The organism is Corynebacterium suedekumii (assembly GCF_030252185.1).
Lineage (GTDB): Bacteria > Actinomycetota > Actinomycetes > Mycobacteriales > Mycobacteriaceae > Corynebacterium > Corynebacterium suedekumii.
In genome coordinates, this window is the sequence record NZ_CP126970.1 from 744204 (window position 1) to 765019 (window position 20816).

The 20816-nt window shown below is 70.0% G+C and carries 21 protein-coding genes and 1 riboswitch; of the genes, 11 read left to right on the forward strand and 10 right to left on the reverse strand.

The window, feature by feature from the left end:
* The first annotated feature begins 35 nt into the window (after positions 1–35).
* Complete coding sequence (locus QP029_RS03635; protein ID WP_284875503.1) at positions 36–1757, forward strand: bifunctional ADP-dependent NAD(P)H-hydrate dehydratase/NAD(P)H-hydrate epimerase; 1722 nt, start codon at positions 36–38, stop codon at positions 1755–1757.
* 284 nt (positions 1758–2041) lie between these two features.
* Here QP029_RS03635 and QP029_RS03640 read toward each other — a convergent pair whose 3' ends face one another.
* On the reverse strand, positions 2042–3007 hold the full coding sequence (locus QP029_RS03640; protein ID WP_284875504.1) for a winged helix DNA-binding domain-containing protein: 966 nt from the start codon (positions 3005–3007) through the stop codon (positions 2042–2044).
* 143 nt (positions 3008–3150) lie between these two features.
* On the opposite strand from QP029_RS03640, the gene QP029_RS03645 reads away from it, so the two are divergent.
* Complete coding sequence (locus QP029_RS03645; protein WP_284875505.1) at positions 3151–3873, forward strand: SDR family NAD(P)-dependent oxidoreductase; 723 nt, start codon at positions 3151–3153, stop codon at positions 3871–3873.
* Here QP029_RS03645 and QP029_RS03650 read toward each other — a convergent pair.
* The gene (locus QP029_RS03650; protein ID WP_284875506.1) at positions 3870–4541 is read right to left on the reverse strand and encodes an ABC transporter ATP-binding protein; all 672 of its coding nucleotides are present in this window, start codon (positions 4539–4541) and stop codon (positions 3870–3872) included. The genes QP029_RS03645 and QP029_RS03650 overlap by 4 nt on opposite strands.
* On the reverse strand, positions 4541–5548 hold the full coding sequence (locus QP029_RS03655) for an ABC transporter permease (RefSeq protein ID WP_284875507.1): 1008 nt from the start codon (positions 5546–5548) through the stop codon (positions 4541–4543). The genes QP029_RS03650 and QP029_RS03655 overlap by 1 nt, the downstream gene beginning before the upstream one ends.
* Positions 5549–5683: 135 nt before the next feature.
* Between QP029_RS03655 and QP029_RS03660 the strand changes: the two genes are divergently transcribed.
* From QP029_RS03660 to QP029_RS03670, 3 genes are read left to right on the forward strand one after another with little or no spacing between them, the layout of a single operon-like run.
* Positions 5684–6883, forward strand: a complete 1200-nt coding sequence (locus QP029_RS03660) for a sensor histidine kinase (protein WP_284875508.1) — start codon at positions 5684–5686, stop codon at positions 6881–6883.
* Entirely contained in the window at positions 6880–7410 is a 531-nt protein-coding gene (locus tag QP029_RS03665; protein ID WP_284875509.1) for a response regulator transcription factor, read from the forward strand. Before QP029_RS03660 ends, QP029_RS03665 begins: the two co-directional genes overlap by 4 nt.
* Before the next feature lie 10 nt (positions 7411–7420).
* Positions 7421–8371 (forward strand): FAD-dependent oxidoreductase, encoded by a 951-nt coding sequence (locus QP029_RS03670; protein ID WP_284875510.1) that lies wholly within the window; start codon positions 7421–7423, stop codon positions 8369–8371.
* Here the strand turns inward: QP029_RS03670 and QP029_RS03675 are convergent.
* Positions 8368–8706 carry a cupin domain-containing protein gene (locus tag QP029_RS03675; RefSeq protein ID WP_284875511.1) on the reverse strand — a complete coding sequence of 113 codons (339 nt, stop codon included), beginning with the start codon at positions 8704–8706 and terminating at the stop codon, positions 8368–8370. The two genes, QP029_RS03670 and QP029_RS03675, sit on opposite strands and share 4 nt — an antisense overlap.
* Positions 8707–8763: 57 nt before the next feature.
* Entirely contained in the window at positions 8764–9309 is a 546-nt protein-coding gene (locus QP029_RS03680) for a VanZ family protein (protein WP_284875512.1), read from the reverse strand.
* Between the two features lie 44 nt (positions 9310–9353).
* On the opposite strand from QP029_RS03680, the gene QP029_RS03685 reads away from it, so the two are divergent.
* Entirely contained in the window at positions 9354–10358 is a 1005-nt protein-coding gene (locus QP029_RS03685; RefSeq protein WP_284875513.1) for an MDR family oxidoreductase, read from the forward strand.
* A 42-nt stretch (positions 10359–10400) separates the two neighbouring features.
* Positions 10401–10889 carry a TspO/MBR family protein gene (locus QP029_RS03690; protein ID WP_284875514.1) on the forward strand — a complete coding sequence of 163 codons (489 nt, stop codon included), beginning with the start codon at positions 10401–10403 and terminating at the stop codon, positions 10887–10889.
* Here QP029_RS03690 and QP029_RS03695 read toward each other — a convergent pair.
* From QP029_RS03695 to QP029_RS03705, 3 genes are read right to left on the reverse strand one after another with little or no spacing between them, the layout of a single operon-like run.
* Positions 10858–12456, reverse strand: a complete 1599-nt coding sequence (locus tag QP029_RS03695) for a thiamine pyrophosphate-binding protein (protein ID WP_284875515.1) — start codon at positions 12454–12456, stop codon at positions 10858–10860. The two genes, QP029_RS03690 and QP029_RS03695, sit on opposite strands and share 32 nt — an antisense overlap.
* Before the next feature lie 4 nt (positions 12457–12460).
* Complete coding sequence (gene leuS, locus QP029_RS03700) at positions 12461–15298, reverse strand: leucine--tRNA ligase (protein ID WP_284875516.1); 2838 nt, start codon at positions 15296–15298, stop codon at positions 12461–12463.
* 48 nt (positions 15299–15346) lie between these two features.
* Complete coding sequence (locus QP029_RS03705) at positions 15347–16036, reverse strand: DUF998 domain-containing protein (RefSeq protein ID WP_284875517.1); 690 nt, start codon at positions 16034–16036, stop codon at positions 15347–15349.
* A 78-nt stretch (positions 16037–16114) separates the two neighbouring features.
* Between QP029_RS03705 and QP029_RS03710 the strand changes: the two genes are divergently transcribed.
* Together QP029_RS03710 and QP029_RS03715 are read left to right on the forward strand one after the other, a co-directional pair.
* The gene (locus QP029_RS03710) at positions 16115–16762 is read left to right on the forward strand and encodes an MOSC domain-containing protein (RefSeq protein WP_284875518.1); all 648 of its coding nucleotides are present in this window, start codon (positions 16115–16117) and stop codon (positions 16760–16762) included.
* A 20-nt stretch (positions 16763–16782) separates the two neighbouring features.
* Entirely contained in the window at positions 16783–17139 is a 357-nt protein-coding gene (locus QP029_RS03715) for a YbaN family protein (protein WP_284875519.1), read from the forward strand.
* Here the strand turns inward: QP029_RS03715 and QP029_RS03720 are convergent.
* Positions 17123–17437: a Rieske (2Fe-2S) protein gene (locus QP029_RS03720; protein WP_284875520.1), complete on the reverse strand. Its 315-nt coding sequence runs from the start codon at positions 17435–17437 to the stop codon at positions 17123–17125. The two genes, QP029_RS03715 and QP029_RS03720, sit on opposite strands and share 17 nt — an antisense overlap.
* Before the next feature lie 91 nt (positions 17438–17528).
* Between QP029_RS03720 and QP029_RS03725 the strand changes: the two genes are divergently transcribed.
* Both QP029_RS03725 and QP029_RS03730 read left to right on the forward strand, forming a co-directional pair.
* Positions 17529–18869, forward strand: coding sequence for an MFS transporter (locus QP029_RS03725; RefSeq protein WP_284875521.1), 1341 nt, complete (start codon positions 17529–17531; stop codon positions 18867–18869).
* 36 nt (positions 18870–18905) lie between these two features.
* Positions 18906–19025, forward strand: a riboswitch (SAM riboswitch).
* 21 nt (positions 19026–19046) lie between these two features.
* On the forward strand, positions 19047–19421 hold the full coding sequence (locus QP029_RS03730) for a hypothetical protein (protein WP_284875522.1): 375 nt from the start codon (positions 19047–19049) through the stop codon (positions 19419–19421).
* Here QP029_RS03730 and QP029_RS03735 read toward each other — a convergent pair.
* A complete protein-coding gene (locus tag QP029_RS03735; RefSeq protein ID WP_284875523.1) occupies positions 19418–20734 on the reverse strand; it encodes an HNH endonuclease signature motif containing protein in 1317 nt (438 codons plus the stop codon). The genes QP029_RS03730 and QP029_RS03735 overlap by 4 nt on opposite strands.
* Between the last annotated feature and the right edge of the window lie 82 nt (positions 20735–20816).

The window sequence follows — 20816 nt, forward strand, 5'->3', positions numbered from 1 at the left end:
CAGACTACCGGCCGGAACGTGGCTAGCCTGGGGCCATGAGCTACGTGTTCACCGTCGACCAGATCCGCGCGGCCGAGCAGGTCCTCCTGCGGGCCGAGTCCTCCCCCGATGAGCTCATGCGGCAGGCCGCGCACCTCGTCGCCCTCACCGCCGAGGCGATGTGCGGGTGGGAGATGTCCCCGGTCCAGCAGGTCCAGGCCACCGATGACCGGATCCTCCTGCTCGTCGGCGCGGGCGGCAACGGCGGGGACGCCCTCTACGCCGGTACGGAACTGCTGCGCTCCCGAGGAGTGGACGCGGTCCTGCTCGGCCGCGACGGCCGGGTGCATGAACGTGCCCTGGCAGCCTTCACCGACGCCGGCGGCACCGTCCTGCCGGAACTGCCCCGTGACCTGAGGGTCTACCGCCTGATCGTCGACGGGATCCTCGGTATCGGCGGTGTCGGCGGCCTGGGCGAGGACCTGGCCCTGTGGCTGGAGCTGGCACGGCAGATGTCCACCCCCATCCTCGCGGTCGACGTGCCCTCGGGCGTGGCCGCGGACACCGGCGCCCTGCCCGAACCCGTGGAGACGACCCGGATGGACCTACACCCGGGCCTGCCCGCCCCTGATACGGACGTCGATCCCGCCGACTTTCTGGGGCGTCGACTCCCCCAGCACGTCACCGCGGACGCCACCGTCACCTTCGGCCAGCTGCGCCGGGCCCACGCCGTCAGCCCGGCGTGCGGCGAGGTGGTCTACGCGGACATCGGCATCCACGACCTGTCCCTCCGGGAGGAACTGCACCGGCGTGTCGTTGACGGGGGCAGCGTGCTGGCGTGGCGGGCGGTCCACCCCGAGCAGGCCCCGTGGCCGGAGCCGCTGAGCACCCTGAGCACCACCCACGTCCCCACCCCGGAGCCCGGCGTCGACGACGACAAGTACTCCGGCGGGGTGGTCGGCATCTGCGCGGGCAGTGCCCGCTACCCCGGCGCGGCCGTCCTCACCACCACCGCGGCGGTCCGGGCGACCAGTGCGATGGTGCGCTACGTCGGATCACAACGCCAGGAGGTGGTCCGGGCGCTGCCGGAGGTGGTCGCCTCCGCCACCGTCGCCGACACCGGCCGCGTCCAGGCCTGGGTCGTCGGACCCGGCCGCGGCACCGACGACACCGCCCGGACCGAGCTGGCGGAGCTGCTGGCCCGCCCGGAGGCACTGATCATCGACGCCGACGCGCTCACCCTCCTCGCCGAGGATGCTGACCTGCGGGAACAACTCCGACAGCGGGACCCCGCCGTGCTACTCACCCCGCATCTCGGGGAGTTCCGGCGGCTGTCCGCGACCCTCGACTCCCCCGTCCCCGACCCCGCCGACGACCGGATCGGCGCGGTGCTCGCCCTGTCCGGGGCCCTCGACTGCGGGGTGCTGCTCAAGGGGCGGCACACGGTGATGGTCACCCGCGGGTCGGGGACGGACATCGTCACCGTCGACGCCGGGTCCTCGTGGGCGGCCACCCCCGGCTCCGGGGACGTGCTCGCCGGCCTGATCGGAGCGTGGACCGCCTCGACGGTCGCCGACACGGATGCCTTCCGGTCCCGGTATCCCGGGCTCGACGATGATCCGAATCTCCCCCTGTCGCTGGTCTCCACCTTCGAGGCTGTCACCGTCCACGGGATGGCTGCGTGGCTGGCGGCACAGACTCCGGACGGCCCGGGACCGACGTCGGCCCTACCCATCGCTGAAGCGATCCCCCGCGCCATCGCCCGCCTGAGCAGGTAGGACGGGAACAGACAATCATGGAATCCGCCAACCGTGGGTGGGATACGGGTTAAAAAGTGGCAATCCCGTATTGCCAGCAGTGCATACATGACTGTTATAATTGTGTCCTTGACAACGAAAGTTACTATGAAAGGACACTGACATGCGCGGAAGCGGACTTATCTGGACCATCGTGGGCATCCTGCTGATCATCGCCCTGCTGATCTTCATCCTCTAGTAGCAGGGGAGACCCCTCGGGTCCCCACCCCGGAAACCACGTCAGGCACCGCCTGACGTGGTTTCTTCTATTCCACCCGGCCGACCACCATGCCGCCTGACATCCGGAACGGCCAGCTCAAGCCGTTCTTCGTGAGCACCCGGGGACGATGCTCGTCCGGCAGGATGAGGGATTTGTCGCCGTAGCCGAGGAGGATCTCGTCGAAGGCGGGAAGCTCATAGTCCCGGTCGAGGGCCGCCCGGAGTTCCGCCGGGGTGACGTCGGCCTGCCAGTCGGCCATGAGGTGCTCGTCGCCGAACCCGATCACGCCCTGGGCCAACCCGAACGCCTTCTTCGCCTGCGCCACCGTCAGCGCCGACCACCACACCAGGTCCTTCATGGACACCGGGCCGTGGGAGCGGATGTATCGGGTGGCCAGCTCCGCCAGCGCCTCATCGCCGGTGATCTTCAGCTGTGGCACGGGCAGCTGATCGACATGGAGAAAAGTCTCCTTCGCCCCGATCTTCGGGCCCTGGACCACCTCGCCCTCGCCGCCGAACAGTCGCAGCAGGTGTGGACCGCGGCCCTCGGTGGGGTCGACGCCAGCGGCGGCGAAGACCTCGTAGGCGACGGGGCGGGGGAGAGGATCGTGCAGGTCACGGGCCCGCAGCTCGTCGTGGAAGGCCCGGCGGGCGGTGGCGACGAGGTCGGCGTCCAGCCCCAGGCCGGCCCAGTGCCCCGCGGCGGACCGGGCGATCCGCGGGCTGCACAGACGCATCATCCACCGCACGTCCTCGGCGGACAGGAAGTGCAGGGTGCCGCGCTGTGGCCAACCGCGCACCACCTCGTGGCGGTCGACGGCGGCGAGCACGGCGGCGTCATCACCCGAACAGCGCAGCGCGATGGCGCGGATACCGGCGGGGTAGGTCTGTCCCTGCAGCGCCAGCAGGTGGCGGGTGACGGCGGCTGGGGAGTCCAGTGTCGGGGCGGCGGCCGAGGGGGACAGGCCCTGAGCGATGAGTCGGCGGGCGCGCAGCTCGGAGACGGGGTCCATGTGCTCCGTTATACGCGCCGGGCAGAATCCTCGAACCGGACATAGGCTGGGCCCCGGAACACACACCCCACACAACCTGAGGAGAGAGATCATGACCTTACCCCGTTCTCGAGGGTAAGACCGCCATCGTCACCGGAGCCGCCATGGGCATGGGTGAGGCCACCGCCCGCCTGTTCGCCGAGGCCGGCGCCCATGTCGTCGTCGCCGACTTCAACGAGGAGAAGGGCCGGGCCACCGCCGAGGCCATCGCCGCCGACACCGGGGCGGAGGTGATCTTCCACAAGGTGGACATCTCGGACTCGGCGCAGGTGCAGGAGATGGTGACCGCGACCGTCGAGAAGTTCGGTGAGCTCAACGTGGCCGTGAACAACGCGGCGCTGACCCCGGACCAGGCCCCGTCCGCCGAGTTCGACGAGGAGTACTTCGACCGTCTCATCGCCGTGGATCTCAAGGGCACCGCACTGTGCATGAAGTACGAGCTGCAGCAGCTGATCCGGCAGGGCAAGGGCGGTTCCATCATCAACATCTCCTCGGTCTCCGGGTTCCGCCCGCAGCCGAACAACATCGCCTACGTCGCCGCCAAGCACGGCGTCGTGGGCATGACCAAGGTCGCCGCCATGGAGTACGGCTCCCAGAACATCCGGGTCAACTCGGTGGCGCCGGGTGCGATCAACACCCCGATGCTCGAAGGTGCGCTCAAGGAGGCCGGCATCGACCCGGTCGCATACGCCCCGCAGCTGTCCCTGCTCGACCGCTTCGGCGAGTCCCGGGAGATCGCCGAGGCCTCGCTGTGGCTGGCCTCGGACGCCTCCTCCTACATCACGGGAACCACCATCCACGCCGACGCCGGCTACGTCGGCCGCTAATTCGCCACCTCGGCGACGACCCGGCCGTCGGCGACCGTCACCACCTCATCGACGGCATCGAGCAGGGAACGGTCGTGGGTGACCATGACGGTGGCGACCCCGGTGTCGTCGGTGAGCCCGCGCAGCAGGGTGACGATGTCCCGGGACAGGCGGGCGTCGAGCGCGGCGGTGGGCTCGTCGGCGAGCAGCAGCACGGGCTGCCCCATGAGGGCGCGTGCAATGTTGACGCGCTGGCGCTGCCCGCCGGACAGCTGGCCCATGCGTCGGTCGCCGAGACCGGCCAGGCCGACCCGGTCGAGCAGCTCGTCGGCCCGCCCGGCCCGTTCCCGGAGGGCCCGCCCCCGCAGACCCCGGATGTGGTCGGTGACCAGCAGCTGATCCCGAACCGTGAGGGAGGCGAGCAGGTTGGCCTGCTGGAAGATCATGCCGACCCTCTCCCGGCGGACATCATCGGTGACCACCACGCCGTCGACGCGGGCCTCGCCGGTGGTGGGGGAGATGAGTCCGGCGGCGACGGAGAGCAGAGACGACTTCCCGGACCCGGATTCGCCGACAACGGCCGTCATCCGCCCGGCGGTGGCTGTCATGGTCACGTGGTCGAGGGCGGTGACCCGGCTGTCACCGTCGGGGTAGGTCAGGCTGACATCGGTGAGTTCGAGGGTGGTCATCAGGCGTGTCCTCCGAGGGCGTCGAGGGGATCGGCGGCGGCGACCCGCCGGGTGGCCACCAGTGCGCCGAGGATGCCGAGCCCCCAGATGCCGAGGGCGGGCGCGAGCACGGTGGTGGGGGTGAGCAGGAAGGGCAGGACCTGTCCAGCGAGCGAACCGAGCGCCCAGCCGGTGAGGGCGCCGGCACCGACGCCGACGGCGAGGATGAGCCCGGCCTGCCCGAGGGCGTCGGTGACCAGGTAGCGGGCGGAGGCACCGAGGGCCCGGAGGATGGACAGGTCTCGGGTGCGCTGGATGGTCCACACGGTGAGGAAGGACACCGTGACCAGGGCAGAGATGGCGTAGAGGAAGCCCTGCATGGTGAGCAGGGAACCCTGTTCAGACCGGTAGGCGGGCAGACCGGCGAAGGCATCACGGACGGTGACGGCGGTGGTGCCGGTGCGTGTCGACGCCGCCTCCCACCCCGCCGCGTCCAGTTCCCCGTCCGCGGCGAGCACCGTGCCCACGACGTCGTCGGGGGAGTGGGTGACCCGTCGCCAGGTGTCGGTGTCCACCCACACCACCGGAGCGTGGGAGTAGTACTCGTCGGGTGCCGTGTCGACGATGTCGACGGGGACGCCGCCGAGGGTGACGGTGGCGGGGGCGTCGAGAAGCGAAGCGGAGGCCACCGCCGACCCGCCGGGGCGGCCGATGACGGCGACCGAGGTGACGCCGTCGGCCGTCTCGAGGCGGGTCATGCCCACCCCGACGGGCACGGCGCTGACGCCGTCGATGTCGTTCCACGCGTCGACGTCCTCCCCGGTCATGGTCGATTCGGTGAAGGAGACGGTGGGGGAGAAGACGTAACGGTCGGGGTCCAGTCCGCTCAGGGCGGAGGTGTTCTGGGCACCCAGGCCGCCGGTCAGCCCGGTGAGCATGACCAGCAGCAGGGTGATGAGGCCGACGACGGTGCCGATGAGCGTGAAGCGGCCCCACGCGTGGGTGATGTCCCGGATTCCGAGGAACATGCGGGTCCTTTCTCTGCAGGTGTCCCCACCGATCCTGCTGCGACCCGGCGCGGGATCCATCGGCTGAGGCACTGAACCTCGTCTCAACCGGTTGGTTGATGCCGCCTCCACCGGCGGGCGACTAAGTTCGGGCGGGTGAGCACCGAACTGCCCCCGCCGACCCCGCTGTCCCGGGTCCTGGCGACCCTCCGGGTGGGGCTGCACGTGCTTTTCGTCTTCCTGCTCACTGTCGGCGCGGCCCGGTTCCTCACCGCCGACCCGGACCGGGCGCGCACCACCCCGGTGCTTGTCCTCGTCGCCGCACTGGCCGGGGTGTACCTGGCCGGCACGGTCGTCGAGTCCCGCTATCCGGTGATGCTCGGTTGGCTGGCGGTGGTGACGGCACTCTGGTTCGGGCTGGTGGCCCTCTCGCTCGACTTCGTGTGGCTGCTGTTCCCGCTGGTCCTGCTGTTTCTCCACCTCCTGCCACGGGCCGCCGGCCTGGTCGCGGTGGTGGTGCTGTGGGCCATTGCCGCCTTCGTCCCCGCGGCGCTGCACCCGGCGGACTGGTCGGCCGGGTCGGTGCTGGGGCCGGCGATCGGCACGGTGCTGGCGGTGGCGATCTACTACACCTACCTCGCCCTGCACCGGGAGGCGGACCACCACCGGGCGGTGGCCCAGGCGCTGCGTGCGGCGCAGGACCAGCTCGCCGCCTCCGAGCACCAGGCGGGCCAGCTGGAGGAACGCGAACGGCTGTCCCGGGAGATCCACGACACCGTCGCCCAGGGACTCAGCTCCATCCTGCTGGTGTCCCGTGCCGCCCGGGGCAGCCTGCGCCGGGGCGACACTGCGGCGGTGGCCGGTCAGTTGGCCACCATCGAGGAGCAGGCGACCGACAACCTCGCCGAGGCCCGCCGTTTCGTGCGCGACCTCGCCTCCCCGGTGTTGGCCGGGTCCCTGCCCGACAGCCTGCAGCGCATCATCGACCAGGCCCGGGCCCGGCAGGACGCCCTCGGCGAGCCGGTCGATCTCTCCCTCCAGGTCGCCGGCGACGCCGAGCGACCCCTGGCTGAACCGGTGCGCCGGACCGTGCTGCGGGCCGCGCAGGAGGCGGTGGCCAACGTGCTGCGCCACGCCCGGGCACAGACGGCCGTGGTCACCCTCACCGTGTGGGACGGGGAAGTCAGCCTCGACGTGGTCGATGACGGCCGCGGTACCAGCGGCGACCGCAGCTACGGCCTGCGCGGCCTGTCCGACCGGGTCGCGGCGCTGGACGGCACCCTCGACATCGACAGCGGGGACGGCAGTCCCGGCACCACCCTGACCGTACGACTTCCCCTGACAGGACACCCATGACCATCCGTGTGATGCTGCTCGACGACCACCCCGTCGTCGGCGCCGGGCTCCGCGCCATCCTCGACGGCTTCGACGACATCACCGTGGTCGGGGAGGGGTCGGACGGTTCCGCGGCCCTGGCCGAGGGGGCGCTCGACGGGGTGGATGTGGTGGTCTGTGACATCCAGATGCCCGGTCTCGACGGCATCACCACCACCCGCCGCCTCCGCGAGCTCGGCGGCCCACCGGTGCTCATTCTCACCACCTACGACACCCAGGCCGACATCGTCGCCGGTCGCCGCACCCTGGCACCCGAGGTCGCCGCCGCCCTCGCCGAGCGCATCGGACGGCCCCAGGTGGCGCTCACGACTCGGGAGATCGAGATCCTCCGCGCCCTGGAGTCCGGGGCGGGCAACCGGGAGCTGGCCCGGCAGTTGTTCATCTCCGAGGCGACCGTGAAGACGCACCTGGTGCACATCTACCAGAAGCTCGGGGTGGACAACCGCACCGCCGCCATCACCACCGCACGGGACCGGCGGCTGATCTAGGCTGGACCGCATGCTCGACGCGATCATCATCGGGGCCGGCCAGGCGGGCCTGGCCACCGCGTATTACCTGCGCAAGGCGGGGGCGGACTTCCTGCTCCTGGACAACCAGGTCGCCCCGGGCGGGTCCTGGCAGCAGATGTGGCCGTCGCTCACCCTCTTCTCCACCCACGAGTTCTCCCACCTGCCCGGATGGCCCATGCCCCCGTACAACGGTTTCCCGCCGGCCTCCCACGTGGTGGACTACCTCACCCGCTATGAACAGCGCTACGACCTCCCCGTCGAACGCCCGGTCACCGTGGACACCGTCGAGCCCGAGGGTGACGGTTTCGTGGTCCGGGCGGGGGAGCGGGAGTGGCGGGCCACCCACGTCGTCGCGGCGACGGGCACGTGGGCCGCGCCCTTCGTCCCCTCCTACCCGGGGTCGAGGATCGGCGGATTCTGGCACGCGGCGAACTACCCCGGGCCGGAGACGTTCCGGGGCAAGACAGTCGCGGTGGTCGGCGGGGCGAACTCGGGCGCCCAGATCGCCGCGGAACTCACGCAAGTTGCGGACGTCACCTGGTACACCCGCGGGCAGCCGCGGTGGATGCCCGACGACGTCGACGGCCGGGTGCTGTTCCGCCGCAACCGGCAGCGTGCCCTGGCGATCCTGCGCGGCGAGCCGGATCCCGGCGCGGATTCCAGGCTCGGGGACATCGTCATGGTGCCGGAGGTGCGTGCTGCCCGGGACTCCGGCCGGCTGCGGGCCACCCCGATGTTCACCTCGCTCGACGAGGTCGACGCCGACCACCTCATCTGGTGCACCGGCTTCCGCCCGGCATTGGGGCCGGTGCGCGGGCTCCTCGACCACCCCGACGTCCACCTGGTCGGCTACGGCGACTGGACGGGCCCGGGGTCGGCGACGATCACCGGGGTGGGCCCGTACGCGAAGGAGGCGGCGCGGCGGATCACGGGCGCCTAGGAGTGGGAGTCGGTGCCCTCGATGCCGGTGACGGTGGTGAGCAGGAAGACGGCGTCCTCCTCGGCGGTGACGGAGTGACGCTGATGGGTCAGTGCCACGAGCTCACCTTCCCCGACGTCGACGACGTCCTGCCCTGAGACCGTCACCTTGCCGCGGAAGACGAACAGCGAGGCCGCGGGTGGGGAGTTGTGCTCCTGGAGCTTCGTCCCCGACTTCAGGGCGATGACCGTCTGGCGAAGCGGGCCGTCGTTGACCAGCAGTTTCGCGGCGCGGCCGTTGTCGGCCCCCTGGGCTTTCTCGAGTAGTTGGCGGACCTTCTCATCAACAATGGACATGGGTTCTCCTCGTCGGTTCGGTTACCCCGAGCCTACCCAGCGAATCAGTGGCACGTGTCACAATTGCTGGTTCTCCACGATCTTCGCCGGGTCCCCGAGGCGTTCGCCGAGGCCGACGAGCACCGCGAAGATCGCGCCGACCACCAGGGCCAGGCGCACCCACACGCCGTGGAACCGGGGGCCGAAGAGGCGGGCGATCCACGCGCCGAGGAAGCCGCCGAGGGTGTTCATGAGGACGTCGTCAATGTCGGTGTAGCCCAGCGCGAAGAGGAACTGGGCGCATTCGATGGCCACGCTGAAGCCGAGGCCCGCGAGGGTGGTGAAGAGCAGCGGTCGGGAGGTGCGGAACAGCAGCACGTAGACGACCAGGCCGAAGGGGACGAAGAACGCCAGGTTACCCAGGTAACCGAAGACGGGGATGAACCAGTTCGTCGTGTCCCCGATCTCCCCGAAGGGGGTCAGCCGCAGTTCGCGGCGGCGGTGGACCTCCGGGTCCCACAGGTAGCCGATGCGGTAGAAGGACTTCAACGTCGTCAGGGTGATCATGACGGCGCTGTAGATCAGCAGGGCGGCCACGGTGAGGGCTCGGGAGGGGCGGAACATGCGGACCACGATACCGACGGGCGGGCGTCGCTAGGCTGGGGCGCATGACCACGCCGCACCCCGCCCACCGTGCCCTCATCGTGGAGAAGACCGACGACGGCACGCACGCCCGCATCGTCACCGGATCCGAGGACTTGCTCGGCGACGGTGATGTCCTCATCGACGTCACCCACTCCAGCATCAACTACAAGGACGCCATGGCGCTGGCCGGCGACCCCGGGGTGGCACGCACCTTCCCGCTGGTCCCGGGTATCGACGCCGTGGGGGTCGTCGTCGAGTCCGACTCCGAACGCTTCGCCCCGGGCGACCGGGTCATCGTCAACGGGGCCGGCCTCGGCGAGTTCCGCCACGGCGGCTGCGCCACCCGCCTGCGGGTCGACGCCGCCTCCACCATCGTCCTGCCCGACTCCATGAGCTCCCGGCACGCCGCCGCCCTGGGCACCGCCGGGTTCACCGCCTCTCTCGCGGTGGCGGCGCTGGGGAAGTACGGCATCCATCCCGGGGAGGACATCCTGGTCACCGGGTCGACGGGCGGGGTCGGGTCCATCGCCATCCACCTGCTCTCCCAGGCCGGGTACCGCGTCACCGCCGCGACCGGGCGGGTCGAGGAGTTCGGCGACAACCTCCGTCGGCTCGGCGCCTGGGAGGTCATCGACCGGGCGGAACTGTCCAGCCCCGGTAAACCGCTGCAGAAGACGCGTTTCGATGGCGTCGTCGACGGCCTCGGCTCCCACACCCTGGTCAACGCCATCGCGATGACCCGGCGCTGCGGCGTGATCACCAGCTACGGCCTGGCCCAGGGACCGGACCTGCCGGGCACCGTCCTGCCGTTCATCCTCCGCGCGGTCAACCTCGTGGGCATCAACTCCGTCGACGCGGACCTCTCCGAGCGCATCGACCGCTGGCGCGACCTCGACGAGCACGTTGACCGCTCCGTCCTCGACCGGCTGACCAGCACCATCACCCTCGACGAGGTGATAGACGCCGGCCGTGAACAGCTGACCGGCAACCGCAGCGGACGGACCGTCGTGGAACTGGGCGACCGATAACCCGGCCTGCATGATTGGCCGGACCTGCCTAGGCTGGGTGGCATGACCTCACAGAATCGCTCCCGCATCATCGGTGCGACGTCCGCGGCCGTCCTCGGCAACGCGGTCGTGGGCACCCTGGCCACCGACACCTCCTCCTGGTGGTACCGCACCCTGAAGAAGCCCGCCATCCAACCACCCACGTGGGTGTTCCCGGCCGCGTGGACGCTGCTCTACGTGGACACCGCCGCAGTGGTCGGCCAGAGCCTGGCCGACCTCGACGAACGGGGTGACACGGAGGAGTACGAGGCGCTGAAGAAGGCCCTCGGCATCAACATCATGCTCAACGCCGGCTGGAGTGCGCTGTTCTTCCGGGGGAAGAAGCCCGGCCTGGCCACCCTCGAGGCCGGGGCGCTCGCCGCCTCCACCGCCGACCTGGTCCGTCGCAGCCGGGCGGTCAACCGGAATCGGGGCACCTGGCTGGCGCCCTACGCGGCCTGGACCGCCTTCGCCACCGTTCTCACCGGCGCGATCTGGTGGCAGAATCGTTAGCCACCCGGCGCAGGAACGGCGCCACCACCTCCCGGGAGACGCGGCAGTCGAGCACGAGGGTGCCGTCCCGGTGATCACGCAGACTCTCCAGGTCATCGAGGGTGCGGACCACCTGCGACCGCGCCCCCAGTGACCCGAGCAGGGCGGCGAAGTCGACCTCGGGGATGAGCATCGCCGCCGGGTCCACCCCGCGGGTGGCGTACTGGTGGATCTCGGCGCCGTAGGCGGCGTCGTTGACCACCACGATGACGCACCGCCCGCCCGTGTCCCGGACCACCCGGAGGAGGCTCTCCGCGTCCGCGAGCCCCATGAGGCCACCGCCGTCGCCGGTGACCAGCACGGTGGTGCACCCCGCCGCCGCTGCCGCGACGCCGACGGCGGAGGGGAATCCCAGGCCGATGGAGCGGAACGCCGTGCCCACGAGGATGAGGTGCTCGGGCCCGGGTACCGACAGGTAAGTGCAGGGCCAGGCGAGGAAGTGGCCGCCGTCGGTGACCACGATACGGTCCGGCGGCAGCAGCGCGTCCAGCCGGGTGAACAGGCTGCGCGGGTCGAGTCGCCCGTCCGGGGCGAGCGGATCTCCGGCCGGGTGGCCCACCACCGGTTCGGGGGTGGGATCCCGGTCGACCCCCGCCAGCGCCGACAGCAGCGCCCGGCACACCACCCCGGCATCACCGCGCAGGAACAGATCGACCCGCGGGTGCGTCGGCCCGTCACGGCGGTCGACCTGGATGACGCGGGCGTGTCGGCCGAAGGCCGCCCCGTGGGCCATGGTGAAGTCGTTGAGGCCCGCCCCGGCGACGAGGACGACGTCCGCCGCCGCAATCGCCGCCGCCCCGCCGGGGGAGGCGAAGCCACCGCAGATTCCCAGGTCACGGACTCCATCGACCCCGCGGAAGAACCCGGTGGCCGGGGCGGTGGTGGCCACGTCGGCACCGAGACGTCGCGCAAGAGCAGTCAGCGAATCATCCGCACCCCGGCCGGCGAGCACGAGTGGGGACTCCGCCTGCGCGAGCAGCCGGGCGGCCTCGCGCACGTCCGGCCCCGGATGATCCTCCGGGGCGGGCGCCGGCTCCTCCGACGACACGGTGGGCAGCTCCGCCTGGTCGTCGGGGAGCAACAGCACCACGGGGCCGTCCGCCACGGCGTCCAGGGCCTGCCGGGTCACCGTCGCGGCATCGGCGGCGGTGGCCGCGAACACCTGCGCGCCGCAGGCCCGGGCCATTCCCATCTGGTCGACGTCGAAGTCACGGAGCCCGGAGGTGGGCGGGCCACCGGCGACGAGCAGCAGGGGAGTGCGCGCCAGGGCGGCCTCGGCCAGCGGGGTCAGGGCGTTGGTGAAGCCGGGGCCGTAGGTGGTGGTGGCCACGGCGAGGCGCCGGGAGGCGCGACCGTAGGCGTCCGCGGCGGCGACGGTCGCGGCCTCGTGGCGGACGGGGACCACGGCGATGCCGGCGGTGGGGAGGGCGTCGATAAGCCAGGCATTGCCGTTGCCCATGAGGGCGAAGGCGGTGTCCACCCGGGTGCCCAGCATCGTGGCGACGACCCGGGACACCGACCCCGGCATGGGGCTACTTCACCACCAGGTTCACCATGCGGCCCGGGACGACGATCTGCTTGACCAGGTTCTTGCCCTCGAGGTGGGACTGGACGGCCGACTCGGCGAGGACCTTGTCCAGGACGGCGTCCTGGGCGGCGTCGGCCGGGACCATGACGCGCGCGCGGACCTTGCCGTTGATCTGGACGGGCAGCTCGACCTCGTCGTCGACCAGCCACTGCTCCTCGGCGACCGGGAAGTCGACGAACGCGACGGTGTCGGTGTGGCCGAGCCGCTTCCACAGCTCCTCCGCGATGTGCGGGGCGACCGGGGCGACCATGACCACCAGCGGCTCGACGGCCGCGGCGGGGATGGTGTCCGGGTAGGTCTTGGTCAGGTAGTTGACGTACTCGATGAGCTTGGCCACGACGGTGTTGACCCGCAGGTGGGTGTAGTCGTCGCGCACGCCGTCGATGGTGCGGTGCAGCTGCTTCTTGTCCTCGTCAGTAAGGGCGGCGTCGGTGGTGAGCACGTCGCCGGTGGATTCGTCGACGATGAGACGCCACATTCGCTGAAGGAAACGCTGCGCGCCGACGACGTCCTTCGTCGCCCAGGGGCGGGAGGTGTCGAGCGGGCCCATGGACATCTCGTAGACGCGGAGGGTGTCAGCGCCGTAGTTGTCGCAGATGTCGTCCGGGGCGACGGCGTTCTTCAGGGACTTGCCCATCTTGCCGTACTCCTGGGTGACCTCCTCGTCGCCGTGGAAGAACCGGCCGTCGCGCTCCTCGACCTCCTCCGCCGGGACGTACACGCCGCGGGCGTCGGTGTAGGCGTAGGCCTGGATGTAGCCCTGGTTGTACAGGCGACGGTAGGGCTCGACGGAGGTGACGTGGCCGAGGTCGAAGAGGACCTTGTGCCAGAACCGGGAGTAGAGCAGGTGCAGCACGGCGTGCTCGACGCCGCCGACGTAGAGGTCGACGCCGCCGCAGTCGCCGTCGAACTGCGGGCCCGTCCAGTAGCGCTCGTTCTCGATGTCCACGAGCGCGTCATCGTTGGTTGGGTCGATGTAGCGCAGCTGGTACCAGGAGGAACCGGCCCACTGCGGCATGACGTTGGTGTCGCGGGTGTACTTCTTCGGGCCGTCACCCAGGTCGAGTTCGACCTCCACCCACTCGCGGGCCTTGGCCAGTGGGGGCTGCGGCTCGGAGTCGGCGTCGTCCGGGTCGAAGGAGACGGGCTTGTAGTCCTCCACCTCGGGCAGCTCGATGGGCAGCATCGACTCGGGCAGCGCGTGCGCCAGGCCGTCGGCGTCGTAGACGACGGGGAAGGGCTCGCCCCAGTAGCGCTGGCGGGCGAACAGCCAGTCGCGCAGCTTGTACTGGATCTTCTCCTCGCCCTTACCTTCGGCGGTGAGCCAGGCGATGGTCTTCTCGATGGCCTCGGCCTTGTTCAGGCCGTTGATGTCCAGGCCCTGCCCGCTGGCGGAGTTGACCAGCACCCCGTCACCGGTCCACGCCTCCTCGGCGATGTTGCCGCCGGAGACGACCTCGACAATGGGCAGGCCGAAGGCGGTGGCGAACTCGTGGTCGCGGGTGTCGTGCGCCGGGACGGCCATGATGGCGCCGGTGCCGTAGCCGGTGAGGACGTAGTCGGCGATGAAGACCGGGATCTGCGCGCCGTTGACCGGGTTGGTGGCCCAGGTACCGAGGAAGACGCCGGTCTTGTCCTTGTTCTCCTGGCGCTCCAGGTCGGACTTCGCGGCGATGGCGGCACGGTAGGCGGCGACGGCCTCGGCCGGGGTGGCCTGCCCGTTGGTCCACCGCTCATCGGTGCCGGCGGGGTAGGCGTCGGCCACGAGGGTGTCGACAAGCTCGTGCTCCGGCGCCAGCACCATGTAGGTGGCGCCGAACAGGGTGTCGGGGCGGGTGGTGAACACGCGGATGTCATGGCCCTGCGCGTTGAAGTCGACCTCCGCGCCGCGGGAACGACCGATCCAGTTGCGCTGCATCGACTTGACCTTCTCCGGCCAGTCCAGCAGGTCCAGATCGTCGATGAGGCGGTCGGAGTAGGCGGTGATCCGCATCATCCACTGCGACAGCTGCTTACGGAACACCGGGAAGTTGCCGCGCTCGGAACGCCCGTCGGCGGTGACCTCCTCGTTCGCCAGCACCGTGCCCAGGCCGGGGCACCAGTTGACCATGGAGTTCGAGCGGTACACCAGGCGGTACTCGTCCACCGCCTGCTGCTTCTCGACGTCCCCGAGCTCCCCGTAGGCACGCCCGTCCGGCGTCGGCAGTTCACCGGACTCGAGCAGGGGAATGAGCTCCGCGATGGGGCGGGCCTTCTGCTGCTGCGTGTCGAACCAGGAGTTGTAGATCTGCAGGAAGATCCACTGCGTCCAGCGGTAGTACTCCGGATCCGTGGTGGCCACGGAACGGCGCTGGTCATGGCCCAGGCCGAGTGCGCCGAGCTGACGACGCATGTTCTCGATGTTGGCCATTGTCGTCGTCCGCGGGTGCGTGCCCGTCTGGATGGCGTACTGCTCCGCCGGCAGACCGAATGCGTCATACCCCAGGGTGTGCAGCACGTTCTTGCCCAGCATGCGGTTGTAGCGGGCGTAGACGTCGGTGGCGATGTAGCCCAGCGGGTGGCCGACGTGCAGGCCCGCGCCCGAGGGGTAGGGGAACATGTCCTGGACGAAGAGCTTGTCCTCCGGCAGCTTCTCGCCGTCCGCCGGGGCGAGATCGCCGACGGGGTTCGGCGCATTGAAGGTGCCGTTGTCGGTCCAGTACTGCTGCCAGGCCTGCTCGATCTGGTTCGCGAGCTGCGGCGTATACCGGAACGCGGGAGTGGAGTCGCTCGGGTTCGTCATGGTTACGCAGTGTAGTAGGCGCTGTCCCGCGCACGCGGGTCAGGCGCGTCACGCGCCGGACGGTTGCGGGCGTTCCTCCGCACTCTCCCGGACATAGGGGTTGTACAGATCATTGAGGCAGGCACGGATCCGGGCGACGCCGAAGAAGGCGGCGAGGATCACCCACAACACGGACGGCCAGATGACCAGCCGTTCCAGCAGGCCACCGAACTCGCGGGCGCCGAGCGACATGGTGAACCACACGCCCGCGGTCAGCCCGACGGCCCCGATGACGAAACCCAGCCGGGCCACCCACCCCCGCAGCTGGCCGGAGCCGACGAGCACGGCCACCGGCCACGTGATGAACAGCGGCAGGGTGACGAAGCTGTGCCACTCGCGGCTGACATCGATGGGGATGAGACCCGACAGGGTGGTGCTCACACCGGTGATCACCCACATGAGTCCGGCCCAGCCGGTGAATCCGGCGATGCGGCGGCCGGCGACGGAGATCCCGAGCATGGCCAGGCCCGCGAGCACCAGGGCGGTGTTGACCCACACGTGAGCGGGGGAGCACACGTCGAAGATGCCGACGGGATAGACCAGCGAGGTGCACGTCGTGGCGCCGAGGGCGCCGATCGTGTTGTGTACCCAGTCATAGGGCGGGCTGAACTGCGCAGCGGCGATGAACTCACCACCGATGACCAGGGTGAGGATCAGCGAGAAGCAGCAGAGGGCGATCCGCCCACCTGTCCATTTCATATGAGTCCGGCCTTAGTTGTTTGTATAACAAATCAATTTTCGCATACCCTACGCCATTCCCGCACTAATCTCGGGCGTATGAGTCAGATTGTGTCCTCGACCAACGTCGCCGTCCCCCGGACCGACCCCGGTGGGGCGGACCGGATCAGCGGCATCGACAAGCAACCCGCACCGTTCATCGAGGTCAGCGCCCCGGGACCGGACTACGGCGACGGATCTGGCGTCGCCGACGACACCGTCGGGGATGACGCACATCACGGCGGCGCGCAGAAGGCCGTCTACGCGTTCTCCCGCGAGGAGCTCGACTTCTGGGAGCATGACCTCCACCGCGGCCTGCCCGACGGCACCTTCGGCGAGAACCTCACCACCACCGGCATCGACCTGGAACGCCTGCTGGTCAACCAACGCATCCGCGTCGGCACGGCCGAGCTCGAGGTCTCCGTCGTCCGCCACCCCTGCCGCACGTTCGCGGCCTGGCTCGGTGAACGCGGCTGGGTGCGCCGCTTCTCCGACCGCGGCCGCTGCGGCACCTACCTCCGGGTCACCGTCCCCGGCCGCATCACGCCCGGCGACGAGCTCACGCTTGTCGACGCCCCCGCCCACGACATCGACATCCTCACCGCCTTCCGCGCCGCACAGGGTGACAAGGCCGCGGCCCGCCGCGTCGTCGACGCCGGCTGCCTGCCGGAGATGTACCACCGGCGCCTGGTGGCGCTGCTGCGGTGAGCGGGGCCTAGGGTGGAGCCATGCTCCGCCCCCTGCTCATCGCCGTCGGGTCGATCAGCCTCGCCCTCGGCGTCGTGGGGATCGTGCTGCCCCTGGTGCCGACCACCCCGTTCCTGCTGCTCGCGGCCGCCTGCTTCGCGCGCAGCTCCGGCCGGTTGCATGACTACCTGGTGGGCCACAGGGTGCTGGGCACCTACATCTCCAACTACTACGAGAAGGCGATGACCCGGAAAGACAAGGCGCGCACCCTCACCGTCCTGTGGGTGGGCATCGGGTTGTCGGTGTGGCTCATCGGCGAGCCCATCCCCGCGATCATCCTGCCCCTCATCGCCCTCGCGGTGACCATCCACATCCTGCGGCTCAGTCCCCGAGGCTGACCCACACCTGACCATCCCGGACCTCAACAGCGTGCACCGTGGCGGGCGTCCGCGCCGGATACCGCCGCGGCTCACCGGTACGCAGGCACCACAATCCGTGGTGCAGCGAGCACTCGATGACCGCGTCCGGGTGCACACTGCCCTTATTCAGTGGCCACCCCACATGCGGGCACGCGTCATCGATCGCGTGGAACCCACCCTCCAGATCGCGGACCACCGTCACCTTCCGACCGTCGATCGTGATCACCAGGCTCTCACCGGGAGAGAGATCATCGACGGCACACGCAATGTCACCCATGACCGACACGTTAGCGGGAAGCCGGGTGCCGGTGGGCCGGGTTGGGTACCATCCAACGGGCCGTTATCGGACCATCCCGGGAGACCCCGACATGCCCAGAACCACCGCCACATCGGCGGAACGACGCCGCGTCGTCGCCGCCACCACCATCGGTACCGCCATCGAGTGGTACGACTTCTTCCTCTACGCCTCCGTGGCGGGCCTGGTGTTCAACCAGGTGATGTTCGGCGACCTGGACGCCGGCCTCGCGCTCATCGTCAGTTTCCTCTCCGTCGGGCTGTCCTTCCTGTTCCGCCCCCTCGGGGCTGTCCTTGCCGGACACTTCGCCGACCGCTTCGGCCGCCGCGTCGTCCTCATGGTCACCCTCCTGGCCATGGGTGGGGCCACCACCCTCATCGGACTCGTCCCCACCTACGACACCATCGGGGTCGCGGCCCCGATCCTGCTGGTCCTCTTCCGCATCATCCAGGGCATCTCCGCCGGTGGCGAATGGGGCTCCGCCGTCCTGCTCTCCGTCGAACACGCCCCCGTCTCCCAGCGTGGCCTCTTCGGCGCCGGCCCCCAGGCGGGCGCCCCCGCCGGCCTGCTGCTCAGCTCCGGCATGCTCGCCCTGATGAACATCATCGCCCCCGGTGACGCCTTCCTCGACTGGGGCTGGCGCGTCCCGTTCCTGCTGTCCATCGTGTTGGTGGGCATCGGCTACTGGATCCGCCGGGGCGTCGACGAATCACCCGTGTTCGAGGAGATCGCCGAACGGAAGGAGACCGGCACCCGCAACCCCCTGGGCGCACTGTTCCGCAACTTCACCCCGGTGGTCTTTGTGGGCGCCCTCGTGTTCGCCGGCAACGGCGTCGTCGGGTACATGATCGCCGGCGGCTACGTGCAGAGCTACGCCGTCACCGAACTGGGGCTCGAGCGCGGGGCCGTCCTGTGGGCGGTGGCCGGTGCCGCGATCACGTGGCTGCTGTCGACGGTGGTGGCCGGCCGGATCTCCGACCTCATCGGACGGCGCCGGATGTACCTGGGCGGCTTCCTCATCCAGGCTGTCGCCGCCTTCGCCCTGTTCCCCCTGGTCAACACCGGACAGCTGCAGTGGCTGTGGGTGGCCATGCTCCTGCTGGGGCTGGGCCTGGGAGTGACCTACGGGCAGCAGGCCGCCATGTACGCCGAGCTGTTCCCAGCCTCCGTGCGCGGGTCCGGCACCTCCATCACCTACGCGCTGGGGTCCATCATCGGTGGTGCCTTCGCCCCGACCATCGCCGCCGCCGTCGTCCAGGCCACCGGCTCCACCACCGGCGTGACCGTCTACCTCCTCGTGGCCACCGCCGTCGGATTCCTCGCCATGGCCGCCCTACGTGACCGGACCGGCATCCCGCTGGGCCCGGAGCATGAGGCCGAGCAGGCACGAGGCCACTTCACCCTGGTGAAGTAGACAGCTTGGTCTGTGAGGTGTTATTCTCGGCACCACGATCCAGAAGCTCAGCCCACGAAGGTCCCTTGACCGGCTGACTGGCAACCGTGTCTCGCACAACGGTGCCCTCAGGGGAAGATCGGCCCGCACCGAATCCGGCGGCGGGAAATCCGCGAGATCTTTTCAGGAGTGATTCTCATGCACCCCACCTGCACCTCCTATGCCCCCGGGCACAACGTCCACTTCGTCCAGGCGGGACTGGCGCACCGCCAACCCGGCGAGATCAAGAAGTTCGACGCCCTCGCCCACGACGGCAACTGGCTCACCCTCGAGATGGACGGCGAGATTCACCGCGCGTGGAACCACGACCCCGACAGGGTGCGCGACATCTACGACGCTGCGGTCGCCCTCCGGGCGACGCCGCACACCGGACAGGTCCCGCTCTACTTCACGTCCGTGCGGTTGTTCTCCGTGCGTTCCGGGAGGAGCAACCTGTTGATGTATGCCGGGTGGGACGGGCACACCGAGTGCTCACAGCACGAGACCACCACCTTCCTGAACCGGGAGCCCTAGAACGGCGGGGAAGTGTCCGCCTCTTCCCCGGTGGTGCGTGCGTTGTGGAGATCCAGGTCCTCGAGCAGGTGGTGAACCTTCTCCTCCACGACCCGGCCCCGTTCCCGCAGGCGGGCCCGCTCCGCGCGACGGAGGCGGCGTTGCGCCAGAGTCTGCACCCACGTCCGTTGCCGGGGGGCCAGCGGCCCCTCGGCCCGGTCCACACACCAGGTCCCGTCGGCTAAAAGCCAGTAGACGTCCCCGGTGGCCTCGTCGAACTGGTAGAACACCTGCCGGTCCGTCTTCCGGTTGTGGTGGTGCTGGCACAGCGACACCAGGTTGTCGGCCGTGGTCTCCCCACCGTCCTCGTGGTTGATGCGGTGATCCTTCTGAGTGGTCACGGCCGGCCGGTTGCAGCCCGGCCACCGGCACACCAGGTCGCGTCCGTCGAGATAGACCCGGACGCCCTCCGGAGTGCGGTAGGAGTCCACGGTCAGCTTCGCGGCGGTGCCCATGTCCCGGGTGAGGGTGATTTTCCCGGACAGACTCGCCGCAGCGGCCCTGGTCAGAGCCCCGGCGATGAGGCTGAAGGTCGGGGCGTCCGGTACATCGGTGGCCCGGTAGAGGTTCATGGCCACCGACACGTGCACCTGGCCCAGGACCAGGTCCGCGAATGCGGCGGCCCGGGTCATCCCGGTGGTGGTGGCATGGGCCTTGACGGCCTCGTCGACGAGCAGCCCGGTGGCCTGGTCGAGGGTGATGTCGAAACCGATGTCACCGCCGGTGCGTGGATGGGTGGTGTAGGTGCCACGCTCAGCTGGTGGCTGGTCCGCGGCCTCGGCGACCTCCTCGTCGGTGATGTCCTCGTCGAGGTAGGGGCGGGTGGCATCGGCGATCAGCCGGGTGATCGCCCTGATGGAGGGGCGGAGCTGGTGCGGCCGGGTGGGGGAGAGCAGTTCGACGAGCTCCCGGTCGATCAGTGCCTGGAATTCCTCGTCTCCGACCAGCGCCGCGGGTGTGGCGGTCAGGGCGGTGTCGATGGCACGCAGGTGGCGCATCTCCAGGTGATGGAGGTCCTCGACCAGTGCCCTGAGGCGGGGGAGCTGGTCGAGGGTGTGCAGGGCGTCGAGGTTGGCGGCGATGAAGCCGGGGGAGTGGCCGGTGGAGCGGGTGAGAGTGGCGGCGTGGGTGGTCCAGTCCACCGGGTCGGGGCCGGGCTCATGATCTGCCGGGAGGCAGGCACGCCAGGCGGCGTACTCCGCGATGCGGGCCTGGTGGTGGGCAGCGGCGACGGGATCGGTGGGATTGGTGACGGTGAAGGTGGCGGTGGTCATGTCGGTGGGTTCACCTCCTGACGGGTCGGTGTCGTTCAGGTGTTCGAACCCCACGTTAGGCCATGCTCCAGACATGTACGTT

What these genes read in the sequence shown, in the direction of transcription:
- QP029_RS03720 (WP_284875520.1), bottom strand. Translation starts at nt 17,437, where the DNA reads ATGGGTGACATTGCGTGTGCCGTCGATGATCTCTCTCCCGGTGAGAGC.
- QP029_RS03670 (WP_284875510.1), top strand. Translation starts at nt 7,421, where the DNA reads ATGCTCGACGCGATCATCATCGGGGCCGGCCAGGCGGGCCTGGCCACC.
- QP029_RS03665 (WP_284875509.1), top strand. Translation starts at nt 6,880, where the DNA reads ATGACCATCCGTGTGATGCTGCTCGACGACCACCCCGTCGTCGGCGCC.
- QP029_RS03730 (WP_284875522.1), top strand. Translation starts at nt 19,047, where the DNA reads ATGCACCCCACCTGCACCTCCTATGCCCCCGGGCACAACGTCCACTTC.
- leuS (WP_284875516.1), bottom strand. Translation starts at nt 15,298, where the DNA reads ATGACGAACCCGAGCGACTCCACTCCCGCGTTCCGGTATACGCCGCAG.
- QP029_RS03705 (WP_284875517.1), bottom strand. Translation starts at nt 16,036, where the DNA reads ATGAAATGGACAGGTGGGCGGATCGCCCTCTGCTGCTTCTCGCTGATC.
- QP029_RS03725 (WP_284875521.1), top strand. Translation starts at nt 17,529, where the DNA reads ATGCCCAGAACCACCGCCACATCGGCGGAACGACGCCGCGTCGTCGCC.
- QP029_RS03695 (WP_284875515.1), bottom strand. Translation starts at nt 12,456, where the DNA reads ATGCCGGGGTCGGTGTCCCGGGTCGTCGCCACGATGCTGGGCACCCGG.
- QP029_RS03715 (WP_284875519.1), top strand. Translation starts at nt 16,783, where the DNA reads ATGCTCCGCCCCCTGCTCATCGCCGTCGGGTCGATCAGCCTCGCCCTC.
- QP029_RS03735 (WP_284875523.1), bottom strand. Translation starts at nt 20,734, where the DNA reads ATGACCACCGCCACCTTCACCGTCACCAATCCCACCGATCCCGTCGCC.
- QP029_RS03650 (WP_284875506.1), bottom strand. Translation starts at nt 4,541, where the DNA reads ATGACCACCCTCGAACTCACCGATGTCAGCCTGACCTACCCCGACGGT.
- QP029_RS03645 (WP_284875505.1), top strand. Translation starts at nt 3,151, where the DNA reads ATGGGCATGGGTGAGGCCACCGCCCGCCTGTTCGCCGAGGCCGGCGCC.
- QP029_RS03690 (WP_284875514.1), top strand. Translation starts at nt 10,401, where the DNA reads ATGACCTCACAGAATCGCTCCCGCATCATCGGTGCGACGTCCGCGGCC.
- QP029_RS03675 (WP_284875511.1), bottom strand. Translation starts at nt 8,706, where the DNA reads ATGTCCATTGTTGATGAGAAGGTCCGCCAACTACTCGAGAAAGCCCAG.
- QP029_RS03635 (WP_284875503.1), top strand. Translation starts at nt 36, where the DNA reads ATGAGCTACGTGTTCACCGTCGACCAGATCCGCGCGGCCGAGCAGGTC.
- QP029_RS03710 (WP_284875518.1), top strand. Translation starts at nt 16,115, where the DNA reads ATGAGTCAGATTGTGTCCTCGACCAACGTCGCCGTCCCCCGGACCGAC.
- QP029_RS03680 (WP_284875512.1), bottom strand. Translation starts at nt 9,309, where the DNA reads ATGTTCCGCCCCTCCCGAGCCCTCACCGTGGCCGCCCTGCTGATCTAC.
- QP029_RS03685 (WP_284875513.1), top strand. Translation starts at nt 9,354, where the DNA reads ATGACCACGCCGCACCCCGCCCACCGTGCCCTCATCGTGGAGAAGACC.
- QP029_RS03640 (WP_284875504.1), bottom strand. Translation starts at nt 3,007, where the DNA reads ATGGACCCCGTCTCCGAGCTGCGCGCCCGCCGACTCATCGCTCAGGGC.
- QP029_RS03655 (WP_284875507.1), bottom strand. Translation starts at nt 5,548, where the DNA reads ATGTTCCTCGGAATCCGGGACATCACCCACGCGTGGGGCCGCTTCACG.